This is a genomic window from Kitasatospora sp. NPDC051705, assembly GCF_044453265.1.
GTDB lineage: Bacteria > Actinomycetota > Actinomycetes > Streptomycetales > Streptomycetaceae > Kitasatospora.
Genome location: NZ_JBITCO010000028.1, coordinates 1 through 18,774 on the forward strand (window position 1 = coordinate 1; position 18,774 = coordinate 18,774).

9 protein-coding genes are annotated in these 18,774 nt (G+C 73.1%); 5 read left to right on the top strand and 4 right to left on the bottom strand.

The genetic code is table 11. The annotated features are described in order from the left end of the window. Together gdnF and ACIA8Q_RS27635 are read right to left on the bottom strand one after the other, a co-directional pair. A partial coding sequence (gene gdnF / locus ACIA8Q_RS27630; RefSeq protein ID WP_396317896.1) for a guadinomine polyketide synthase module 2 GdnF occupies positions 1–2,894 on the bottom strand: 2,894 nt, incomplete at its 3' end. 121 nt (positions 2,895–3,015) lie between these two features. Next, the gene (locus tag ACIA8Q_RS27635) at positions 3,016–10,371 is read right to left on the bottom strand and encodes an amino acid adenylation domain-containing protein (RefSeq protein ID WP_396317880.1); all 7,356 of its coding nucleotides are present in this window, start codon (positions 10,369–10,371) and stop codon (positions 3,016–3,018) included. 640 nt (positions 10,372–11,011) lie between these two features. Here ACIA8Q_RS27635 and ACIA8Q_RS27640 point away from each other — a divergent pair. The 4 genes from ACIA8Q_RS27640 to ACIA8Q_RS27655 all read left to right on the top strand — a co-directional run bounded on the left by ACIA8Q_RS27640 (position 11,012) and on the right by ACIA8Q_RS27655 (position 14,478). Continuing rightward, positions 11,012–11,881, top strand: coding sequence for a 3-hydroxyacyl-CoA dehydrogenase NAD-binding domain-containing protein (locus ACIA8Q_RS27640; RefSeq protein WP_360212043.1), 870 nt, complete (start codon positions 11,012–11,014; stop codon positions 11,879–11,881). Between the two features lie 18 nt (positions 11,882–11,899). After that, positions 11,900–12,142 carry an acyl carrier protein gene (locus tag ACIA8Q_RS27645; RefSeq protein WP_360212041.1) on the top strand — a complete coding sequence of 81 codons (243 nt, stop codon included), beginning with the start codon at positions 11,900–11,902 and terminating at the stop codon, positions 12,140–12,142. An 88-nt stretch (positions 12,143–12,230) separates the two neighbouring features. Next, complete coding sequence (locus tag ACIA8Q_RS27650) at positions 12,231–13,349, top strand: hypothetical protein (protein ID WP_360212039.1); 1,119 nt, start codon at positions 12,231–12,233, stop codon at positions 13,347–13,349. 4 nt (positions 13,350–13,353) lie between these two features. Continuing rightward, positions 13,354–14,478, top strand: a complete 1,125-nt coding sequence (locus tag ACIA8Q_RS27655) for an acyl-CoA dehydrogenase family protein (RefSeq protein WP_360212037.1) — start codon at positions 13,354–13,356, stop codon at positions 14,476–14,478. A gap of 76 nt (positions 14,479–14,554) precedes the next feature. Here the strand turns inward: ACIA8Q_RS27655 and ACIA8Q_RS27660 are convergent, their stop codons facing one another. Together ACIA8Q_RS27660 and ACIA8Q_RS27665 are read right to left on the bottom strand one after the other, a co-directional pair. After that, a complete protein-coding gene (locus tag ACIA8Q_RS27660) occupies positions 14,555–15,703 on the bottom strand; it encodes a histidine kinase (RefSeq protein ID WP_360212035.1) in 1,149 nt (382 codons plus the stop codon). Further along, positions 15,700–16,350 carry a response regulator transcription factor gene (locus ACIA8Q_RS27665; RefSeq protein WP_360212055.1) on the bottom strand — a complete coding sequence of 217 codons (651 nt, stop codon included), beginning with the start codon at positions 16,348–16,350 and terminating at the stop codon, positions 15,700–15,702. Before ACIA8Q_RS27665 ends, ACIA8Q_RS27660 begins: the two co-directional genes overlap by 4 nt. A 344-nt stretch (positions 16,351–16,694) precedes the next feature. Here ACIA8Q_RS27665 and ACIA8Q_RS27670 point away from each other — a divergent pair, with 344 nt between their 5' ends. Beyond that, positions 16,695–18,524: a phosphatidylglycerol lysyltransferase domain-containing protein gene (locus ACIA8Q_RS27670; RefSeq protein ID WP_387905016.1), complete on the top strand. Its 1,830-nt coding sequence runs from the start codon at positions 16,695–16,697 to the stop codon at positions 18,522–18,524. The last annotated feature ends 250 nt before the right edge of the window (positions 18,525–18,774 follow it).

Below are 18,774 nucleotides of genomic sequence, written 5' to 3' on the forward strand. Positions count from 1 at the left end.
CGGGTGCCGGTGGTGGTGAGGTGGTGGACGAGGGCGAGGAGTTCGGTGGTGAGGTGGTGGGTGTGTTCGGCGGTGGTGCGGGTGGTGTGGTCGGTTGGGTCGGGGAGGTAGAGGTGGTGGTCGGCGTCGGTGGGGTCGGTGACGGTGGTGGCGTGGGGGCCGAGGTCGACGTCGGTGGTGGTGCCGGTGACGTGCCAGTGTCCGGTGGGGGCGGGCGGGTTGTCCTCGGTGGTCTCCTCCCACCGGACACCCACCAGCCAGTCGTCGTCCGCCGGCAGCGGCCGCGCACCGGGCGCGGTCTCCTCGGTGAACCAGTGGCGTTCCCGCTGGAAGGGGTAGGTCGGCAGGGCGACCCGGCGCGGCCGCGGCCGGCCGTCGACGGCGGCCCAGTCGACCGGAACCCCGCGCACGTGCAGCGCGGCCGCACTGCCGAGCAGCTCGGTCAGGTCGCGGTCCGGGCGCAGGCTGGGCAGCAGGACGGCGTCGTCGGCGTCCGGCAGGCAGGCGCGGACGAGCCCCAGGAGCACCGGCTTGGGCCCGATCTCCACGAAGGCGCGGGCGCCGCCGGCGTGGGCGGCCCGGATCCCGTCGGCGAACCGCACCGGGGCGAGCGCGTGCCGGGCCCAGTACTCCGGGTCGCACAGCCGGTCCGCGCCGACCGCCTCACCGGTGACGTTGGAGATCACCCGGATCCGCGGCGCCGAGTACCTGACGGTCCTGGCGAGCGCCGTCAGCGGCGCGGTGACCGGCTCCATCAGGGGGGAGTGGAAGGCGTGCGAGACCCGCAGCGCGCGCCCGGTGACGCCCTGGCGGGCGAGTTCGGCGACGACCTGCTCGACCTGCCCGGCGTCGCCCGCGACCACCACCTCCTCGGGCCCGTTGACGGCGGCGACCGAGACCAGCGGGTGGCCGGCGACGGCGGCCTCGACCACCTCGGGGCGGCCGCGCAGCGACACCATCACCCCGCCGGCCGGCAGCTCCTGCATCAGCCGGCCGCGCTCGGCGACCAGGCGCAGCGCGTCCGACAGCGAGAACACCCCGGCGACGCAGGCGGCCACGTACTCGCCGACGCTGTGGCCGAGCACCACCTGCGGCTCGACGCCCCAGGAGCGCCAGAGCCGGGCCAGCGCGTACTCCACGGCGAACAGCGCCGGCTGGGTGTACCCGGTGCGGTCGAGCTCGTCGCCGGCCGGCTGTGCACCGTCCGGGTACAGCAGCCCGGTCAGTGACCGGCCGAGCAGCGGGTCGAGGACCGCGGCGCACTCGTCCACGGCCTGCCGGAAGGCCGGCTGCGACTCGTACAGCTCCCGTCCCATGCCCGGGTACTGGGAGCCCTGGCCGGTGAAGAGGAAGGCCACCTCCGGGACGCTGCGACGCCCCTGGACGTGCCCGTCGAAGCTGCCCGGGCCGCCCTCGGTGAGCCGCTGCACCAGCTCGCCCGCGGTGGCGGCGACGACGGCCCGGCGGTGGTCCAGGTGGCTGCGGCCGGAGTTGGCGGTGGCGCAGACGTCGGCGAGGTCGGCGCCGCCCGCGCCGTCGGCCAGGAAGGCGGCCATCCGGGTGGTCGCCTCGTCCAGCGCGGCCGCGGTCGCACCGGAGACGGTCAGCACGTGCAGCGGGCGGGCCGGCGCCCCGGCGGCCGGTTCCTCCTGCGGCGCGGACTCCAGCACCAGGTGGCAGTTGGTGCCGCTGAAGCCGAAGGAGCTGACCCCGGCGACCCGGCGCTCCTCGGTCCACGGCTCCAGCGCGGTCGGGACGCGCAGCGGCAGGGCGTCCCAGTCGATGAGCGGGTTGGGCGTGTCGAAGTGCAGGGTCGGGGGGATTGCGGCCTCGCGCACGGCGAGGACCGCCTTGATGACGCCCGCGATGCCGGCCGCCGACTCCAGGTGCCCGAAGTTGGACTTCACCGAGCCGACCGCCAGCGGGCGGGGCCGGCCGTCGAACACCGCGCCCAGCGCGGCGGCCTCGATCGGGTCCCCGAGGGCGGTGCCGGTGCCGTGCGCCTCGACGTACCCGACCTGGTGCGGCTCGACCCGCGAGTCCTCCAGGGCCCGGCGGACGACGTCCTGCTGGGAGGGGCCGTGCGGCACGGTCAGGCCGCTGCGGTGGCCGTCCTGGTTGGTGGCGCCGCCGCGGACGACGGCGAGCACGCGGTCCCCGTCGCGGCGGGCGTCGGAGAGCCGCTTCAGCACGACCATGCCGCAGCCCTCGGCCCGCACGTACCCGTTGGCCGCGGCGTCGAAGGGCTTGCAGCGCCCGTCGGGGGACATCATCCGGCCCTTGGACAGGCTGATCGTCTCGTGCGGGGTGACGATCTGGTTCACGCCGCCGGCCAGCGCCATGTCGCAGGCGCCGCTGCGCAGGTTCATCACGGCCAGGTGGACCGAGACCAGCGAGGAGGAGCAGGCGGTGTCCACCGAGAGCGCGGGCCCGGTGAGGCCGAGGAAGTAGGAGAGCCGGCCGCTGGCGGTGCTGGTGGTGCTGCCGGAGCTGAAGTACCCGTCGAGGTGCTCGGCGCCGTGCGAGACCATCGCCTCGCGGTAGTCCACGTTGCTGATGCCGACGAAGACGCCGGTGCGCGCGGGCAGGCTCCGCACCGGCATGCCGGCGTCCTCGAAGGCCGCCCAGGAGACCTCCAGCAGCAGCCGCTGCTGGGGGTCGATGCTGGCCGCCTCGCGGGCGGAGACGCCGAACAGCGCGGCGTCGAACTCGGCGACGCCGTCCAGGAACCCGCCGTACCGGGTGGACATCTTGCCGGGGGCGTCCGGGTCCGGGTCGTAGTAGGCGTCGACGTCCCACCGGTCGGCGGGCACCTCGACGACGGCGTCGCGGCCCTCGGTCAGCAGCCGCCAGTACGCGTCGGGTCCGTCGGCGCCGGGGAAGCGGCAGCCCATGCCGACGACGGCGATCGGCTCCGGGTCGGCGGCCCGGCCGCGGGCCTGCTCGACCTCGGCCTCCAGTGCCTCGATCCGGGCCAGCGCCCCCTTCAGGAGGGCCTCGTAGGCGTCGTTCGTCTCACGCATGGTCGAAGTTCCCGATCCCCAGCTTCTTGGCCAGCAGTAGAGCCGCCTCGTCCGCCCCGGAGCGGCTCTGCGGGCCGTCCTGGCGGGTCGCGTCGGCCGGCTGGTCGCCGGCGCCGTCGCCCGAGTCGTCGGTGATGCCGACCACGTCCCAGAGGTGGTCGGTGAGGGTGTCGAACGTGGGGTAGTCGAAGACCACGGTCTGTCCGAGGCGGCAGCCGAGCGCCGTCTGGAGCCGGTTGCGCAGCTCGATGGAGCCCAGCGAGTCCAGGCCGAGCGAGAAGAAGCCCACGTCGGGCTCCAGCCCGCGGTCCGAGCCGAGGCTGCGCACCACCTGGTCCCAGACCTGGTCGGCCAGCAGCTTGCGGCGCTGGTGCGGTTCGGCCGCTGCCAGCCGCTCCCGGAAGGACTGCGCCGGGGCGGCCGCCGGGCCGGCCGGTCCGCGGGTGCGGAACCGGGACAGCAGCGGCACCGCTCCGACCTGGTGCTCCAGGAAGCGGGGCCAGTCGATCGGCAGCACCGCGACGGCACCGCCGTCGGCGTTCGTGCGGAGCAGCGCGCCGAGCGCCTCGACGCCCTGGGCCTTGGGGATGACGCCCTCGCCCATCCGCTCCAGCTTGCCGTCGAGACCCAGCCGGGCGCTCATCCCGGCCTCGGCCCAGGAGCCCCACTGCACCGCGAGGGCGGGCAGGCCGAGGCCGCGGCGGTACGAGGCCAGCCCGTCCAGGTAGGCGTTGGCGGAGGCGTAGTTGGCCTGTCCCGGGGAGCCGAGCGCGGAGGACACCGAGGAGAACAGGACGAAGAAGTCCAGCGGCAGCCCCTCGGTCAGCCGGTGCAGCAGCCAGGCGCCGCGGGCCTTCGCGGCGAACACCCGCTCGAAGCGCTCGGCGGACTGCTGGCCGAGGACCCCGTCGTCCAGCACGCCGGCCAGGTGCAGCACCCCGCGCAGCGGCGGCAGGCCGGGGGTGTCGGCGAGCTCGCGCAGGCACCCGGCCAGGGCGGTCCCGTCGGCGACGTCGACGGCGACGGTCACCACCCGGGTGCCCGCGGCGCGCAGTTCGGCCAGCACCTCCTCGGCGGCCGGGCCCGGCGCGCCGCGCCCGGCGAGCACCAGGTGGCGGGCGCCCTGCTCGTGCAGCAGGCGGGCGGTCTCCAGTCCGAGCCCGCCGAGGCCGCCGGTGACCAGGTAGCTGCCGTCCGCGCGGACGGCCGGCCCGTCGGTCCCGACCGTCGCCCGGGTGAGCCGGGCCAGGTGCCGGACCCCGCCGCGGTAGGCGATCTGGTTCTCGTCCGAGCCGGCGAGCGCGTGCAGTTCGGCGGCGAGTTCGGCGGCCTGACCGGCGGCGGGCCGGGTCGGGTCCAGGTCGATCTGGGTGTGCCGCAGGTCCGGCTGCTCCAGGACGACGACCCGGCCGAAGCCCCACAGGGCGGCCTGCGCCGGCTCGGTCGCCTCGCGGTCGGCGAGGGCCTGGGCGCCCCGGGTCACCACGGCGAGCCGCGGTGCCCGCTCGCCGCGCGCGGTCAGGGCCTGGACCAGGTGCAGCAGGCGCACCCCGTGGTCGAGCGCGGCCTCGGACGAGCCTCCGTCGGACGGTCCGCCGTCGGACGGTCCGCCGTCGGCGGCCTCGACCGGCCAGGCCGCGACGACGAGGTCGCGGTCGCCCGCCTCGTCCAGCAGCCGGGTGAAGCCGTCGGGGCCGTCCGCGCCCGCCGGGTCCGCGGTGCGGCAGTCGACGCCGCGGGCACGGGCGGCGTCCGCCAGGGCCCGGCCGGCCGGGCCGTCGGCGAGGACGAGCCAGCGCTCCCGGCCGGGGGCGGCCGCCGGGTCGAGCGGCTCGGGCGTCCAGGACAGCCGGTAGAGCCAGTCGCGCCAGGCGGCGTCCGGGCGGCCGACCATGGTCTGCCGGTCGGCGCGCTTGAGCAGCACGCCCTCCATGGTGAGCAGGAGCAGGCCGTCGGCGTCGTAGAGGTCGACGTCGCCGTGCAGGGTCTCGGGGTCGTCGCTGTCGGCGGGACGCAGGCGCGCGTGGCACCAGGCGTGGGTGCCGACCCGCTCGTGGAACCGCATCCGCTCCACGCCGACCGGCACGTAGGTGCGCCGCCCGTACTTCTCCGGGTACGTCACCGTCAGGGCCAGGAAGCAGGCCTCCAGCAGCACCGGGTGGATCCGGTGCTGCGGGGCCTCGTGCCGCAGCGCCTCGGGCAGGGCGATCCGGGACAGGCAGCGGGTGTCCTCGCGCCACAGCCGCTCGGTGGCCCAGAACAGCGGGCCCAGGTCGATCTCGCGTTCGCGCTCGCCCTGGTAGATCTCCTCGACGGGGATCTCGGTGGTGAAGCGGGCGCGCAGCCCGGCCAGCGGCTCGGCCGCCCGGTCGGCGGGCTCCTGGCGGGCGGCCGGGGCGAGGCGCCCCGAGATGTGCTGCGTCCAGGGGCCCCGGCCCTGGTCGGCGAGGCGGGAGAAGATCCCGAGCCCGTGCTCGTCCTGGCCCTCCGGCTTCAGCACGATCTGGACGTCGCGGTCGGCCCGTTCGTCGGGGAAGGTCATGGCGCGGTGGATGAAGAAGTCGCGCAGTTCGACGGCCTCGCTACCGAAGGCCTCCTGACCGGCGGCGAAGGCGGTCGCCATGTAGGCCACGCCGGGCATCACGATGGTCTGGAAGACCCGGTGGTTCTCCAGCCACGACAGGTGGCGCGCGCCCACGACGGCTCCGAAGCGGATGTCGTCGGTGTCGGCCAGGTCCAGGCGGGTGCCGATGAGCGGCAGGCCCTCCGGGGCGGCGGGCCGCCGGGCCGGGCCGGCCGGGGCGTCGATCCAGTGCCGCTGCCGCTGCCAGGGGTAGCCGGGCAGCGGGACCCTGCGGTGCGTCCCGGGCCGGTACAGCCGCGCCGGCTCGACCGGGACGCCGGCCTGCCACAGCGCGCCGACCGCCTCCAGCAGCTGGCTCCGCTCGCGGTCGGCCCGCAGGCTCGCCACCACCAGCGGCTCGGCGTGCGCGAGCTGCTCCCCGACGAACTGCAGCAGGGTGGGCCGGGGCGAGACCTCGACGAAGACGTCGGCGCCGAGGCGCTCCATCGCCGCCACCCCGTCGGAGAACCGGACCGGGCGCATGACGTGGTCGACCCAGTACTCGGCCCGCGCCATCTCCGCGCCGATGACCTCGCCGGTGACGTTGGAGACGACCGGGGTGTGCGGGGCGCGGTACTCGACGGCCCCGGCGACCTCGGCGAACCGGGCCAGCACGGGCTCCATCAGCGGCGAGTGGAAGGCGTGCGAGACCGTCAGCTCGCGGTGGCGCACGCCGCGTTCGACGAGCTGCGCGACGATCGCCCCGACGGCCTCCCCCGCGCCGGACACCACGGTCGAGCGGGCCCCGTTCACGGCCGCGATCGAGACCTCGGCCGGGTACGGGGCGATCAGCTCGGCGACGTCCCGCTCGGGTGCGGCCACCGAGACCATCCGGCCGCCCGCGGGCAGCTCCTGCATCAGCCGGCCGCGCTCGGCGACCAGCGTCAGGGCGTCCTCCAGCGAGAAGACCCCGGCCCGGCAGGCCGCGACGTACTCGCCGAGGCTGTGGCCGATCATCACGTCCGGCCGCACACCCCAGGACTCCCACAGCTCGGCCAGGGCGAACTCGACCGCGAACAGGGCGGGCTGGGCGTACTCGGTGAGGTCGACGAGCGGCTCCGCGCCCTCGGCGGGGAAGAGCACGTCGAGGAGCGGGCGGGCCAGCCTGCCGTCCAGGAGGGCCGCACAGCGGTCGAGGGCGGCCCGGAAGACGGGCTCGGTCCCGTACAGCTCCCGGCTCATGCCCGGGTACTGCGAGCCCTGGCCGCTGAAGACGAAGGCGGTGCGCCCGGTGCGGCGCGGGGCCGCGGGCCCGGCGGGGTGGGCCGCGAGTGCGGCGGCGGCCTCCTCCGCCGTGCGGGCCACCACGGCCAGGCGGTGCTCGAAGGCCCGGCGGCCGACGGCGGCGGTGAAGCAGGCGTCGGGGAAGGGCAGTTCGGGGTGGTCGGTGAGCCAGCGGGTGTAGCGCCCGGCCAGCTCGTGCAGGGCCCCGGGGGTGCGCGCGCTGAGGGTGAGCAGCTGCGGCCGCTCCTCCCCGGCGTTCTCGGCGGCCCCGGTCCCGGGGGCCTCCTCCAGGACGACGTGGCAGTTGGTGCCGCCCATGCCGAAGGAGCTGACCCCGGCGCGGCGCGGTGCGGCGCCCGGCGCCCAGTCGGTGGTGGCGGTGTTGACGAAGAACGGCCCGGCGGCGAAGTCGATGCGCGGGTTCGGCTCGGTGAAGTGCAGGCTGGGCGGCAGGGTGCGGTGCTGCAGGGCCAGCGCCGTCTTGATCAGGCCGGCGATGCCGGCGGCCTCGTCCAGGTGGCCGATGTTGGTCTTCACCGATCCGATGGCGCAGGAGCCGGCGGGTGCGGGCTCCGCGGCGGCGTCCCGGAAGGCCTCGGTGAGCGCGGCGATCTCGATCGGGTCGCCCATCGCGGTGCCGGTGCCGTGGGCCTCGACGTAACCGACGGTCGAGGCGTCGACGCCCGCGGCGTCCAGCGCCTCCCGGACCACGTCGGCCTGCCGCTCGACGCTCGGCGCGGTGAAGCCCACCTTGTCCGAGCCGTCGTTGTTGATCGCCGAGCCCTTGACGACGGCGATGACGTGGTCGCCGTCGGCGAGCGCCTCGTCGAGCCGCTTGAGCAGCACCACGCCGCAGCCGTTGCCGAACAGCGTGCCCTCCGCCTCGGCGTCGAAGGCCCGGCAGTGCCCGTCGCGGGAGCGGATCATGCCCTCCTCGTGGAGGTAGCCGCCCTTCTGCGGCACCACGATCGACACGCCGCCGGCCAGCGCCATGGCGCTCTCGCCGGCCTGCAGGCTGCGGCAGGCGAGGTGCAGGGCGACCAGCGAGGTCGAGCACGCGGTCTGCACGTTGACGCTGGGGCCGCGCAGGTCGAGCTTGTACGAGACCCTGGTGGGCAGGTAGTTGCGGTCGTTGCCGAGCTTCAGCTGGAACTGCAGCATGTCCGCCTCGATCAGCGGGCCGCTGTCGGGGATGCCGAAGTGCGGGTTGAGGTTGTTGACCAGGTAGGTGGACATGCCGGAGCCGGCGAAGACGCCGACCGGGCCGTGCGCGTCGCCCGGCACGTAGCCGGCGTGCTCGAACGCCTCCCAGGCGCACTCCAGGAACACCCGCTGCTGCGGGTCGATGGTGGCGGCGTCCTTGGCGGTGATGTCGAAGAAGCCCGCGTCGAAGCCCTCGATGTCCGGCAGCACGGCGCCGGCCCGCACGTAGTCGGGGTGGTCGCGCAGGCGCGGGTCCACCTGGTCGAGCTCCTCGGGCGAGAGCGGGGTGACGGACTCCACGCCGTCCCGCAGGTTCCGCCAGAAGGCCTCCAGGTCGTCGGCGCCGGGGAAGCGGCCGGCCATGCCGATGACCGCGATGTCGGCGCCGAACGCGGGGGCGCGACGGGCGGGGGCGGCGGGCGCCCCGCCGTCGGGCCCGGTGCCGGCCCCGTCGAGGTGCGCGGCGAGCGCGCGGACGGTGGGGTGGCGGAACAGGTCGACGACGGAGAAGGGGCGGCCCAGTTCGGTGATCCGGCGCTGGACGGCCACCAGGTGCAGCGAGGTGCCGCCGATGTCGAAGAAGTTGTCCTGGACCCCGATCGAGTCGAGCTGCAGGACCTCCTGCAGCACCTCGACCAGGAAGCGCTCGGTGTCGGTGCCGGCGCCGACCGCGGCGGCGTCCGAGAGCCGCTCGAGGACGGCGGGCGGGGTGAGCCGGCGGCGGTCGGTCTTGCCGCTGGAGGTCAGCGGCAGCGCGTCGAGCAGGTCGTAGGCCTCGGGCACCATGTGGCGGGGGAGCCGGTCGCCGAGGTGGGCGTGCAGCCGCCGCGCCGCGCCGTCGCGGGCGGCTCCGGGCCGCAGCACCACGTGGGCGACCAGCCGCTTCCGGTCCTGTTCCCCGTGTGCGAGCACGACGGCCTCGCGCACGTCGGGGTGGGCGGTGAGGGCCGCCTCGATCTCGCCGGGCTCGATCCGCACGCCGCGGATCTTGACCTGGTCGTCCATCCGCCCGAGGTGCTCGACGGTGCCGTCGGCCGCGGCGCGGGCGAGGTCGCCGGTGCGGTAGAGGCGCCCGGGGCCGAAGGGGTTGGCGACGAAGCGCTCGGCACTGAGGTCGGGGCGTCCGAGGTAGCCGTCGGCGACGCCGGCGCCCGCGATGCAGAGTTCGCCCTCGGTGCCGGCCGGCACCTGCTGCAGCCGGGCGTCGAGCACGTACACCTGGACGTTGTCGATCGGCAGGCCGATCGGCACCGTCCGGGGCCAGTCGGCCGGGTCGCCGTCGAGGGTGCAGGTGGTGGCGTCCTGGAACTCGGTGGCCCCGTAGTGGTTGTGCAGGCGCGCTCCGGTGCGGCGGAACAGGTCGAGGGTGGCCGGGGTGAGCTGGAGCAGCTCGCCGGTGGTGACCACCTCGGTGAGCGCCGCGGGGGCCGCCCGGCCGGTGACGGCCTCGGCGAGCTGCCCGAGCGAGGTGACCGGGACGAAGAGCCGCTCGACGCGCTGCTCGGTGAGGAAGTCGGCGAGCGCGAAGGAGTTGCGCCGTACCTCGTCGTCGGCGAGCACCAGGGTGCCGCCGAAGCAGAGGGTCGAGAAGATCTCGTGGAAGGAGAAGTCGAAGCTCACCGTGCAGACCTGCGCGGTGCGCGCGCGGCAGCTGCCGGGGCGGGTGCGGTCGTGCCACAGCAGCATGTTGACGAGGGACCGGTGGGCCATGGCGACGCCCTTGGGGCGGCCGGTCGACCCGGAGGTGTAGATCACGTAGGCGGGGGCGTCCGGATCGGCGGTCTCGCCGGTCGCGCCGGTTTCGCCGTCGGGACGGGTCGCGCCGTCCCCGGCGGCCGCGGCCCACCGCTCGTCCAGGACGAGGACCCGGGCGGGGACGTCCGGGAGCGGGCGGGAGCCGTCCGTCACGATGACGCCGACACCGGCCTGTTCGGCGATGTGGCGCACCCGCTCGTCGGGGTCCGCGGTGTCCAGGGGGAGGTAGGCGGTGCCGGCCTTGAGGACGCCCAGCATCGCCGCGAACAGCTCGGGGGTCCGCTCCATGCACAGGGCGACCGGGACGCCGGGACGGGCCCCGGCGGCGCGCAGCCGGTCGGCGACGTCCTCGGCGAGCCGGTCGAGCTGACCGTAGGTCAACTCCCTGTCGCCCCGCACGATCGCGATCCCGTCCGGGGCCGCCTCGACCGCCTGCCGGAAGAGTCCGTGGACCGTGACGGAGGGGACGTCGACGGCGGTGCCGTACCACGCGCTCGACTCCGGGGCGCCGCCCTGACCCTGCGTACCGACCGCGCTATTCATGGTGCAGTTCCCCCAGAGTCTGACTTGCGAGCATGCGGAAGCGGCTGGATTACCCGTAAGGCCCGTGACGGCAGGTCCCCCCGGCGGCCCGGGCGAATGAACCCGTGATCTACCTGTCCCCGTTGAACCAGCGATCTACCTGTCCCCGTTGATCAGTGTTGATCGGTCGTCAGATCGTCGACCGTTGCGCCAATGTGATCTGCCGTCGGGCCCCAGAGTAAGCAGCTGGGTGACCCGGTGCGCAAGAGTGGCTGACGAACTTTCGACCCCCGGAGTTCCCCGCTTCCCGGACGAGATCCTCAGTCGAACCTTCTGGGCAGTCCAGCGTTAACCCTTGTTATCTTGATCACATGGTGGGATGCTGCTCAGCAGGTAGGCTGCGGGTCGGTCAGCTCGGTCCGGCGTTGAGAGATCATCGTTCCCGCATGTCACCGGCTTCCTCGGTGCTTCGTGGCCGAAGGCGTCGGTTGCCGCGCCTTTGCCGACTCGTGATCCGGGGGCGGAGCATCTGTTTGTTCTATTGATCGGCGTGAGTGGTATTCCGTCCGCCCTTTTCATGAACACCAATTAGGGGACCGGTGTCCTTATTTCGAGGACCGTCGGGGTTACCGGCCAGTACGGGGAGACAGGGGAAATAGCCATGGGGAACGTTCGCACCGTCGGGGTCATCGGTGCCGGGGTCATGGGGCGGGGTGTCACCACGGCGTTGCGGCAGGCCGGATTCCGGGTCGTCCTGGTCGACCGCGACGAGGAGATCCTGGAGCGCACCCGGGCCCGGCTGCGCGATGACGTCCGGCTGTACGCGATGCTCGCTCCGGGATCGGCCATCACCGCCGACGAGCTCTTTGCCGAGACCGTGTTCACGACAAATCTCGAGGACCTCGCGGACGTCGACCTGGTCGTCGAGAACGCCACCGAGCTCTGGACGGTCAAGCGCCCGATCTATGAGCGGCTCGGCGGGATCTGCCGGCCGGACGTCATCATCGCTGTGAACACGTCAGCCATCTCGATTACCCGGCTCGGCGCTCTGACCGGTCGGCCCGAGAACGTGATCGGCATGCACTTCATGAACCCGGTGCCGTTGAAGCCTACGGTCGAGGTCATTCGCGCCCACCACACCTCGGAATCGACGGTGGACGCGGCCCGCGAGTTCCTCACCGCCCTGGGTAAGAAGAGCATCGTGGTGAACGACTCCCCCGGGTTCGTCACCAACCGCGTCATGATGCTGACCGTCAACGAGGCGGCCTTCCTGGTGCACGAGGGCGTCGCGTCCGCGGCCGACACCGACCGGCTGTTCGTGGAGTGCTTCGGCCACACGATGGGCCCGCTGGAGACCGCCGACCTCATCGGCCTGGACACCGTGCTGCTCTCGATCGAGGTGCTGTACGACGAGTTCAAGGACAGCAAGTACCGCCCGTGCCCCCTGCTGACCAAGCTGGTGGACGCCGGCCTGCACGGCCGCAAGAGCGGGCAGGGATTCTTCAACTACGAGTCCGCCAAGCGCGGCTGAAAAGGGAGGGCGACAGACATGGCCGACAACAGGGCCGTCATTCGCGAGTTCATTCTGGAAAGCATCACCGAGTCCACCGTCGGGGACGACGAGGACATCTTCGAGCGCGGTCTGGTGCGCTCGATGTTCGTGATGCAGCTGGTGCTCTTCGTGGAACAGGAGTTCGGCATCTCCGTCACCGGTGACGATCTCCAGTTCGACAACTTCCGCACGGTCGAGCGGATCGACGAACTGGTCACCCGCAAACTGGCCGCTGCCTGACGGAATCGGAGGGCGAGAGGGTTTTCGGATGCCGACTGTACATGTCCGACTTTCTCAGCGGGTGCCGGAAACCCTGGCCCCCGAACTGATGAAGCGACTTTTCTTCGCGGCCAGCTCGATCGAAGAGTTCCAGCTATTCACGGAGGACGGCTCCGTGGTCGGCGTCGAATTGACGCTGAATTCCGCGGATTCCGCCGGAGTGGCCGAGAAGATCGACCGCGTGGTGGCCGAGCAGGTGCTGACCCAGCGTCCGCTGGCGCCCCGTTCGGTCTGGGAGTCCCCGGTGGTCCGGAGCGAGTTCACGGACGCCTTCCCCGAACTCCTGGCCCAGGACACCGTGGTGGTGTCCGGTGAGGGCCAAGTCGGATTCGCGGAGCCGCTGATATCGCTGTTCGGCTACCTCGACCGGAGGCTGCGCGCCATCGCGCTGAGCCTCGAGGGGGCCCGCGAGTACCAGTACCCGACCCTGCTGCCGACCAGCGTCCTGGACCGGTTCGGGTACTTCGGCTCGTTCCCGCAGTTCCCGATGTTCGTGACGCGGCTGCACAACGACATCGACGTCTACGCGGACTTCGTGGAGCGGTACCGGGAGGAGCAGCGGGTCCCGGACGACCTCTTCGCGCACTGCTCCAACACCGACTACTGCCTGCCGCCGACGATGTGCTACCACAGCTTCCACCAGTACCAGGGGCGGGAGTTGGCGGGGGACTCGGTGATCACGGCACGCGGCAAGTCGTTCCGCTACGAGTCCCGGTACCACACCAGCCTCGAGCGGCTGTGGGACTTCACCATCCGCGAGATCGTCTTCATGGGCACCCCGGAGTTCGCCGCCGAGTGCCGCAACTCCGTGATGCGCCAGACCTTCGCGCTGATGGAGGAGCTGGAGCTGGCCGGCGGGTGCGAGGTGGCCAACGACCACTTCTTCGCCAACGCGGACACCGCGGGCAAGATCCTCTCCCAGCGGATGATGGAGCTCAAGTTCGAGCTCCTGCTGCCGGTCGCGGCCGACCGGTCGATCGCCGTGGGCTCCTTCAACCTGCACGGGCACTTCTTCGGCGAGTCCTTCGACATCAAGGGCCCGGACGGCGGCCCGATCGCGAGCGGCTGCGTCGGGTTCGGCCTGGAACGGCTGGTCCACGCCTTCTTGAGTCAGCACGGCAGTGATCCCGCACGATGGCCGACCGCGGTCGCACAGGAGATTGGGTAGACGCATGCAGTACGCACTGACCGCGGAGCAGCGGGAGGACCAGTCCGCGTTCGCGGCCTTCGCCGACGAGCACCTCCTCCCCCGGGCGAACCAGTGGGACCGGGAGCAGCGCCTCTCCGACGAGATCGTCGAACTGCTCGGCAAGGAGCGCCTGCTGGTGCCCACGCTGCCCGTCGAGGCGGGCGGCCGGGCGATGGATGTGATGACCTACGGCCTGCTGAGCGAGGAGCTGGGGCGGGGCTGCGGCAACATCCGCAACCTGGTCGCCGTCCAGGGCATGGTCGCGCACGCCATCCTCAAGTGGGGCAGCAAGGAGCAGGCGGACCGCTGGGTGCCGCGCATCGGCACCGGCGAGACCGTCGGCGCGTTCGGGCTCACCGAGCCCGAGGCCGGCAGCGACGCCCGCAGCGGTACGACGAGCGCGGAGCGGGTCGGCGAGGACTTCGTCCTCAACGGCCGGAAGAAGTGGATCAGTTTCGGCCAGCGGGCCGGGATCTTCCTGGTCTTCGCCAAGCTGGACGGCGAGTCGGCCGCCTTCGTGGTCGAGCGCGGCACGCCGGGCTTCAGCACGACGCCGATCACGGACATGCTGGGCCTGCGCGCCTCCGAGCTCGCCGAGCTGACCTTCGAGAACTGCGTGGTGCCCAAGGCCAACCTGATCAGCCACGGTCGGCTCACCTTCGACCTGCTGGCCACCGGGTCCCTCGACTACGGCCGCTACAGCACCGCCTACGGCGCGGTCGGGCTCGCCCAGGGCTGCCTGACCGCGAGCCTGGACTACGCGCGGGAGCGGACCCAGTTCGGCGTCCCGCTCAAGGAGCACCAGCTGGTGCGCGGCATCCTCACCGACATGATCTCCGGTGTGGAGGCGGCCCGGCTGCTCTGCCGGCAGGCCGGCGCGCTGCGGGCCACGGCCCACCGCGACGCGATCCGCCAGACGCTGATCGCCAAGTACGTGGCCTCGCAGACCGGCTTCCGGGTCGCCAACGACGCGGTGCAGCTGCACGGCGCCAACGGCGTCGGCCCGGACTTCCCGGTCCAGCGCCACCTGCGCGACGCCAAGATCCAGGAGATCATCGAGGGCACCAGCCAGATCCAGCAGGTGCAGATCGCCGATCTGACCCTCTAGCCCGCGGCGCCACGGGCCCGGCCGGGGACACCGGCCGGGCCCGACGCGTGCCGCGACCGGGGTCCGGTGGCCCGCCTCAGGACCGCTCGGCCGGCAGGTCGGCGCGGACCTCGAAGCCGCCGTCCTGGGTCGGGCCGGCGGTGAGCGTGCCGCCGAGCAGCTGGGCGCGCTCGCGCAGGCCGACCAGGCCGTGGCCGCCGCCGGGCAGCACCTCGGCCGGCCGCCCGGGCGGCGCGTCGTTGCGCACCTCGACCCGCAGCCGGCGCCCCTTCGCCCGGACCTTCACGTGCACCCCCGCCTCGGGGGCGTACTTGGTGATGTTGGTGAGCGCCTCCTGGACGGTGCGGTAGGCGGCGCGCTCGACCGCCTCCGGCCACGGGCGGTCGCCGGGGCTCAGCTCGGTGTCGGCGGCCAGCCCGCTCTCCTCGATCAGCCGGGGCAGGTCGGCCAGCCGGGGCTGCGGGGCGAGCGGGGCGTCCGCGCGCTGGCCCGGGGTGCTGCGCAGCACCCCGACCATCTGGCGCAGCTCGTCCAGGGTGCGGACGGCCAGCTCGCGGATGGTGCGGGCGGAGGCGACGGCGGCCGGGTCGGCGGTGCTGACCTGGAGGGCGCCGGCCTGGATGCTGATCAGGCTGACCTGGTGCGACACCACGTCGTGCATCTCCCGGGCGAGCCGGCCGCGTTCGCTGATCAGCACCCGCTCGGCCAGCAGCCGGCTCTCCCGCTCCTGCCCGCGGGTGAGCTCGTCGAGGCGGGCGGCCAGCTCCCGGCGGGTCCGGGAGAGCAGACCGGTGGCGGCCGGGCCGGCGGCCAGCATCACCGACTGGATGGCGTAGAGCGCGGTGTCCCGGCTGAGCTCGACGATCTGCTCGGACAGCGGCCAGTGGAAGTACTCGACCAGCGCGAACAGGGTCGCGCAGGGGATGACGACGCGGGGGCGCGGGCGCTCGGCGGCCACCGTGTAGACGGCGGTGATCGGGGCGAGCCAGATGTCGTCGAGGTAGCTGCCGGGCATGGTGAGCAGCAGCACCGTCACCGGGAAGCGGCGGCGCCAGAGCAGCGCGACGGCGGCCACCACGGACAGCGTGACCTGCCACCAGGGGGCGTCCCGGGCGACCAGGGCGGCGTCGAGCAGGGAGTAGAGGGCGGGCAGCAGCAGCATCAGCCAGGGCGCGGTGCACCAGGCCGGGAGCCGGCGGGACGGCAGCTGTTCGGCGGTCGTCATGCCCCGTCGCCGGGCTTCGGGCGGACCAGCCCGGCGCGGTGGGCGAGCACGGCCGCCTGGACGCGGTTGGCGGCGCCGAGCTTGCCGAGGATGGCGCTGATGTGGTCCTTGACGGTGCCGGTGCCGAGGAACAGGCGGTCGGCGATCTCGGCGTTGGACAGGCCCTCGCCGAGCAGGGCCAGCACGTCGAGCTCCCGGCCGGTGAGGGTGCGGGTGAGCGCGCTGGCCTCGGCGTCGGGGCCGCCGCCGTCCACGTAGCCGCCGATCACGGTGCGGGTGACGGTCGGGGAGAGGATGTTGCCGCCGGCCGCGAGCACCCGGACGGCGTGCACCAGCTGTTCGGGGGCGGTGTCCTTGAGCAGGAAGCCGACGGCGCCGGCCCGCAGCGCCGTGCCGATGTACTCGTCGGTGTCGAAGGTGGTCAGCATGGCCACGGCCGGCGGGTCCGGCAGGGCGCGCAGGCGGCGCAGCACGGAGATGCCGTCGAGGTCGGGCATCCGGATGTCGAGCAGCACCACGTGCGGGCGCAGCCGTTGGACGTGTTCCTCGGCCTGCCCGCCGGAACAGTCGCCGACCACCTCCAGGTCGGGGGCGGAGCCGACGATGAGGCCGAGGCCGGAGCGGACCAGGATCTCGTCGTCCACGATCAGCACGCGGGTGGTGGAGATGGTGCCTCCTCGGTTCGGGCGGCCGGGTGGGGGGCGGTCCGCGTGGGTCGTATCGAGGGTAGGGGCAGAGGGGGCGGCGTGCCGAACTCATGGCGGGTCTGCACCCCCGCCGTTCGGCGGGGGTCGGAATCCGCTACCCGGTTCACGCGATTCTCAGGTGGAGTGGGGAACCATTGAGTTGGCTGCCCTTTTGCCGACCCGCTCCCCACCAGGGGCGATCGGCCGAGGCGAGGGCCGCCGGTCAGTCCGTCGGGCCCGTGCGGGCGCCCGGCGCCGGGCCGTGTGCGGATGCGCCCCACCATCTGATCGTTTGGAATTGAGCTGTGTCGTCCACTGTGAAGTCGGAGCCGTCCGCCACGTCCACCGGGCCCCGGCCCGTCGGCGTGCTCGACCGCTGGCGCCCCCGGGCCGCCGCGGCCTCCGTCTGGTACCTGCGGCTGATCGCGCTGCTGAACATCGCGACCGTGCTGCTGGTGCCCTTCCGCGACCAGGTCAGCGAGCACAACGAGGGTGAGTACTTCACCCCGTACCTGATGACCTCCGGCCTGGCCAGCGCCGTCCTGTCGGTCTTCCTGGCGATCGCGATGCGCCGGCGCAAGCGGGCCGCCTGGATCTTCAACATCGCGCTGTCGAGCGTGTTCGCCCTGCTCTACCTGGCCGCCATGGTGCTGCCCGACGAGCGCTTCAACCGGCACCCGCTGAACTACGTCTCCACCGTGCTGACCTGCCTGTTCGTGCTGGCGCTGCTGGTCGGGCGGAAGGAGTTCACGTCCAAGGGGGACCGCTCCAACCCGAAGACGGCGGCGGCCACCTTCGTCGGCGGGCTGCTGTTCGGCGGCACGGTGGGCGCGCTGCTGGTCTGGATGACCAACGGGCTGAGCGGTGCGGGCTTCTGGGACCTCTTCCGGTACTCGGTCGGCCGCATGATCACGATCACCCCGTCCGAGCACCTGCGGTCGGTGATCTCCGCGCCCACCTGGGTGAACGCGGCGATCAATGCGATGGGCGGGGCGCTCTTCCTGCTCGTCCTCTACGTGGCGTTCCGCAGCCCGCGCGGCAAGGAGCTGCTGACCCCCGAGGACGAGGCCAGGCTGCGGGGGCTGCTCGACAAGCAGGGCGAGCGGGACTCCCTCGGCTACTTCGCGCTGCGCCGCGACAAGGCGGTGATCTTCTCCCCCAGCGGCAAGGCGGCGGTGACCTACCGGGTCGTCGGCGGCGTCTCGCTGGCCTCGGGCGACCCGATCGGCGACCCGGAGGCCTGGCCCGGCGCGATCGACGCCTGGCTGGCCGAGGCCCGCGAGCACGCCTGGGCGCCGGCCGTGATGGGCGCCTCCGAGGAGGCCGGGGTGATCTACGCCCGGCACGGGCTGGACGCGCTGGAGCTGGGCGACGAGGCGATCGTCGAGCTGGACGAGTTCTCGCTGGACGGCCGGGCGATGCGGGTGGTCCGCCAGGCGTACAACCGGGTCAAGCGGGCCGGCTACACGGTGCGGATCCGGCGGCACGAGGACATCCCCGAGTGCGAGATGGCCGAGCTGGTGGCCAAGGCCGACCAGTGGCGCGACGGGGCGACCGAGCGCGGCTTCTCGATGGCCCTCGGCCGGCTCGGCGACCCGGGCGACGGCCGCTGCGTGATGCTCGAGTGCCACGACGGCGACGACGAGCTCAAGGCTCTGCTGAGCTTCGTGCCGTGGGGCCCGGACGGCCTCTCGCTGGACCTGATGCGCCGCGCCCGGGACACCGAGAACGGCCTGATGGAGTTCATGGTGATCGAACTGCTGCAGCGGGCCGAGGAGGTCGGGCTGAAGCGGGTCTCGCTGAACTTCGCGATGTTCCGTTCCGTTTTCGAGCGCGGTTCGCGGCTCGGCGCCGGCCCGGTGCTGCGGCTGTGGCGTTCCGTCCTCGGTTTCTTCTCGCGCTGGTGGCAGATCGAGTCGCTGTACCGCGCGAACGCGAAGTACCGGCCGATCTGGGAGCCCCGCTACCTGCTCTTCGGGAAGAGCAGCGAGATTCCGCGGATCGGCCTGGCGAGCGCGCGGGCCGAGGGCTTCATCGTCGCGCCGAGCCTGCCCGCCCTGTTCCGCCGCCGGCACGCCGGGTCCGCCGTGGTGGCGCCCCGGGAGCCCGTCGCGGCCCGGGACGGGAAGGGGTAGCCCTCCGCCGGGGGGCGGAGGGGGGCCGGTCGGCCGAGTACCGGGGCGGCCGTATGGGGGTGCGCTCAGGGATCTCCCTCCCCCCTGAGGATGACCGGGATCCCCATCCATGCCGATGTGGATTTGTTAACCGGCTTCTAATGTTGGAGTAGCTGAGAAGTTCGGGGATTCGGGAGTAACGGTTGTGATTCACAGGACCCACGCGGGGGGCGTGCGAAAGGGGCCGCTGGCAGTCGCCGGTTCGGCCGCT

What these genes read in the sequence shown, in the direction of transcription:
- ACIA8Q_RS27660 (WP_360212035.1), bottom strand. Translation starts at nt 15,703, where the DNA reads ATGACGACCGCCGAACAGCTGCCGTCCCGCCGGCTCCCGGCCTGGTGC.
- ACIA8Q_RS27640 (WP_360212043.1), top strand. Translation starts at nt 11,012, where the DNA reads ATGGGGAACGTTCGCACCGTCGGGGTCATCGGTGCCGGGGTCATGGGG.
- ACIA8Q_RS27650 (WP_360212039.1), top strand. Translation starts at nt 12,231, where the DNA reads ATGAAGCGACTTTTCTTCGCGGCCAGCTCGATCGAAGAGTTCCAGCTA.
- ACIA8Q_RS27655 (WP_360212037.1), top strand. Translation starts at nt 13,354, where the DNA reads ATGCAGTACGCACTGACCGCGGAGCAGCGGGAGGACCAGTCCGCGTTC.
- ACIA8Q_RS27645 (WP_360212041.1), top strand. Translation starts at nt 11,900, where the DNA reads ATGGCCGACAACAGGGCCGTCATTCGCGAGTTCATTCTGGAAAGCATC.
- ACIA8Q_RS27635 (WP_396317880.1), bottom strand. Translation starts at nt 10,371, where the DNA reads ATGAATAGCGCGGTCGGTACGCAGGGTCAGGGCGGCGCCCCGGAGTCG.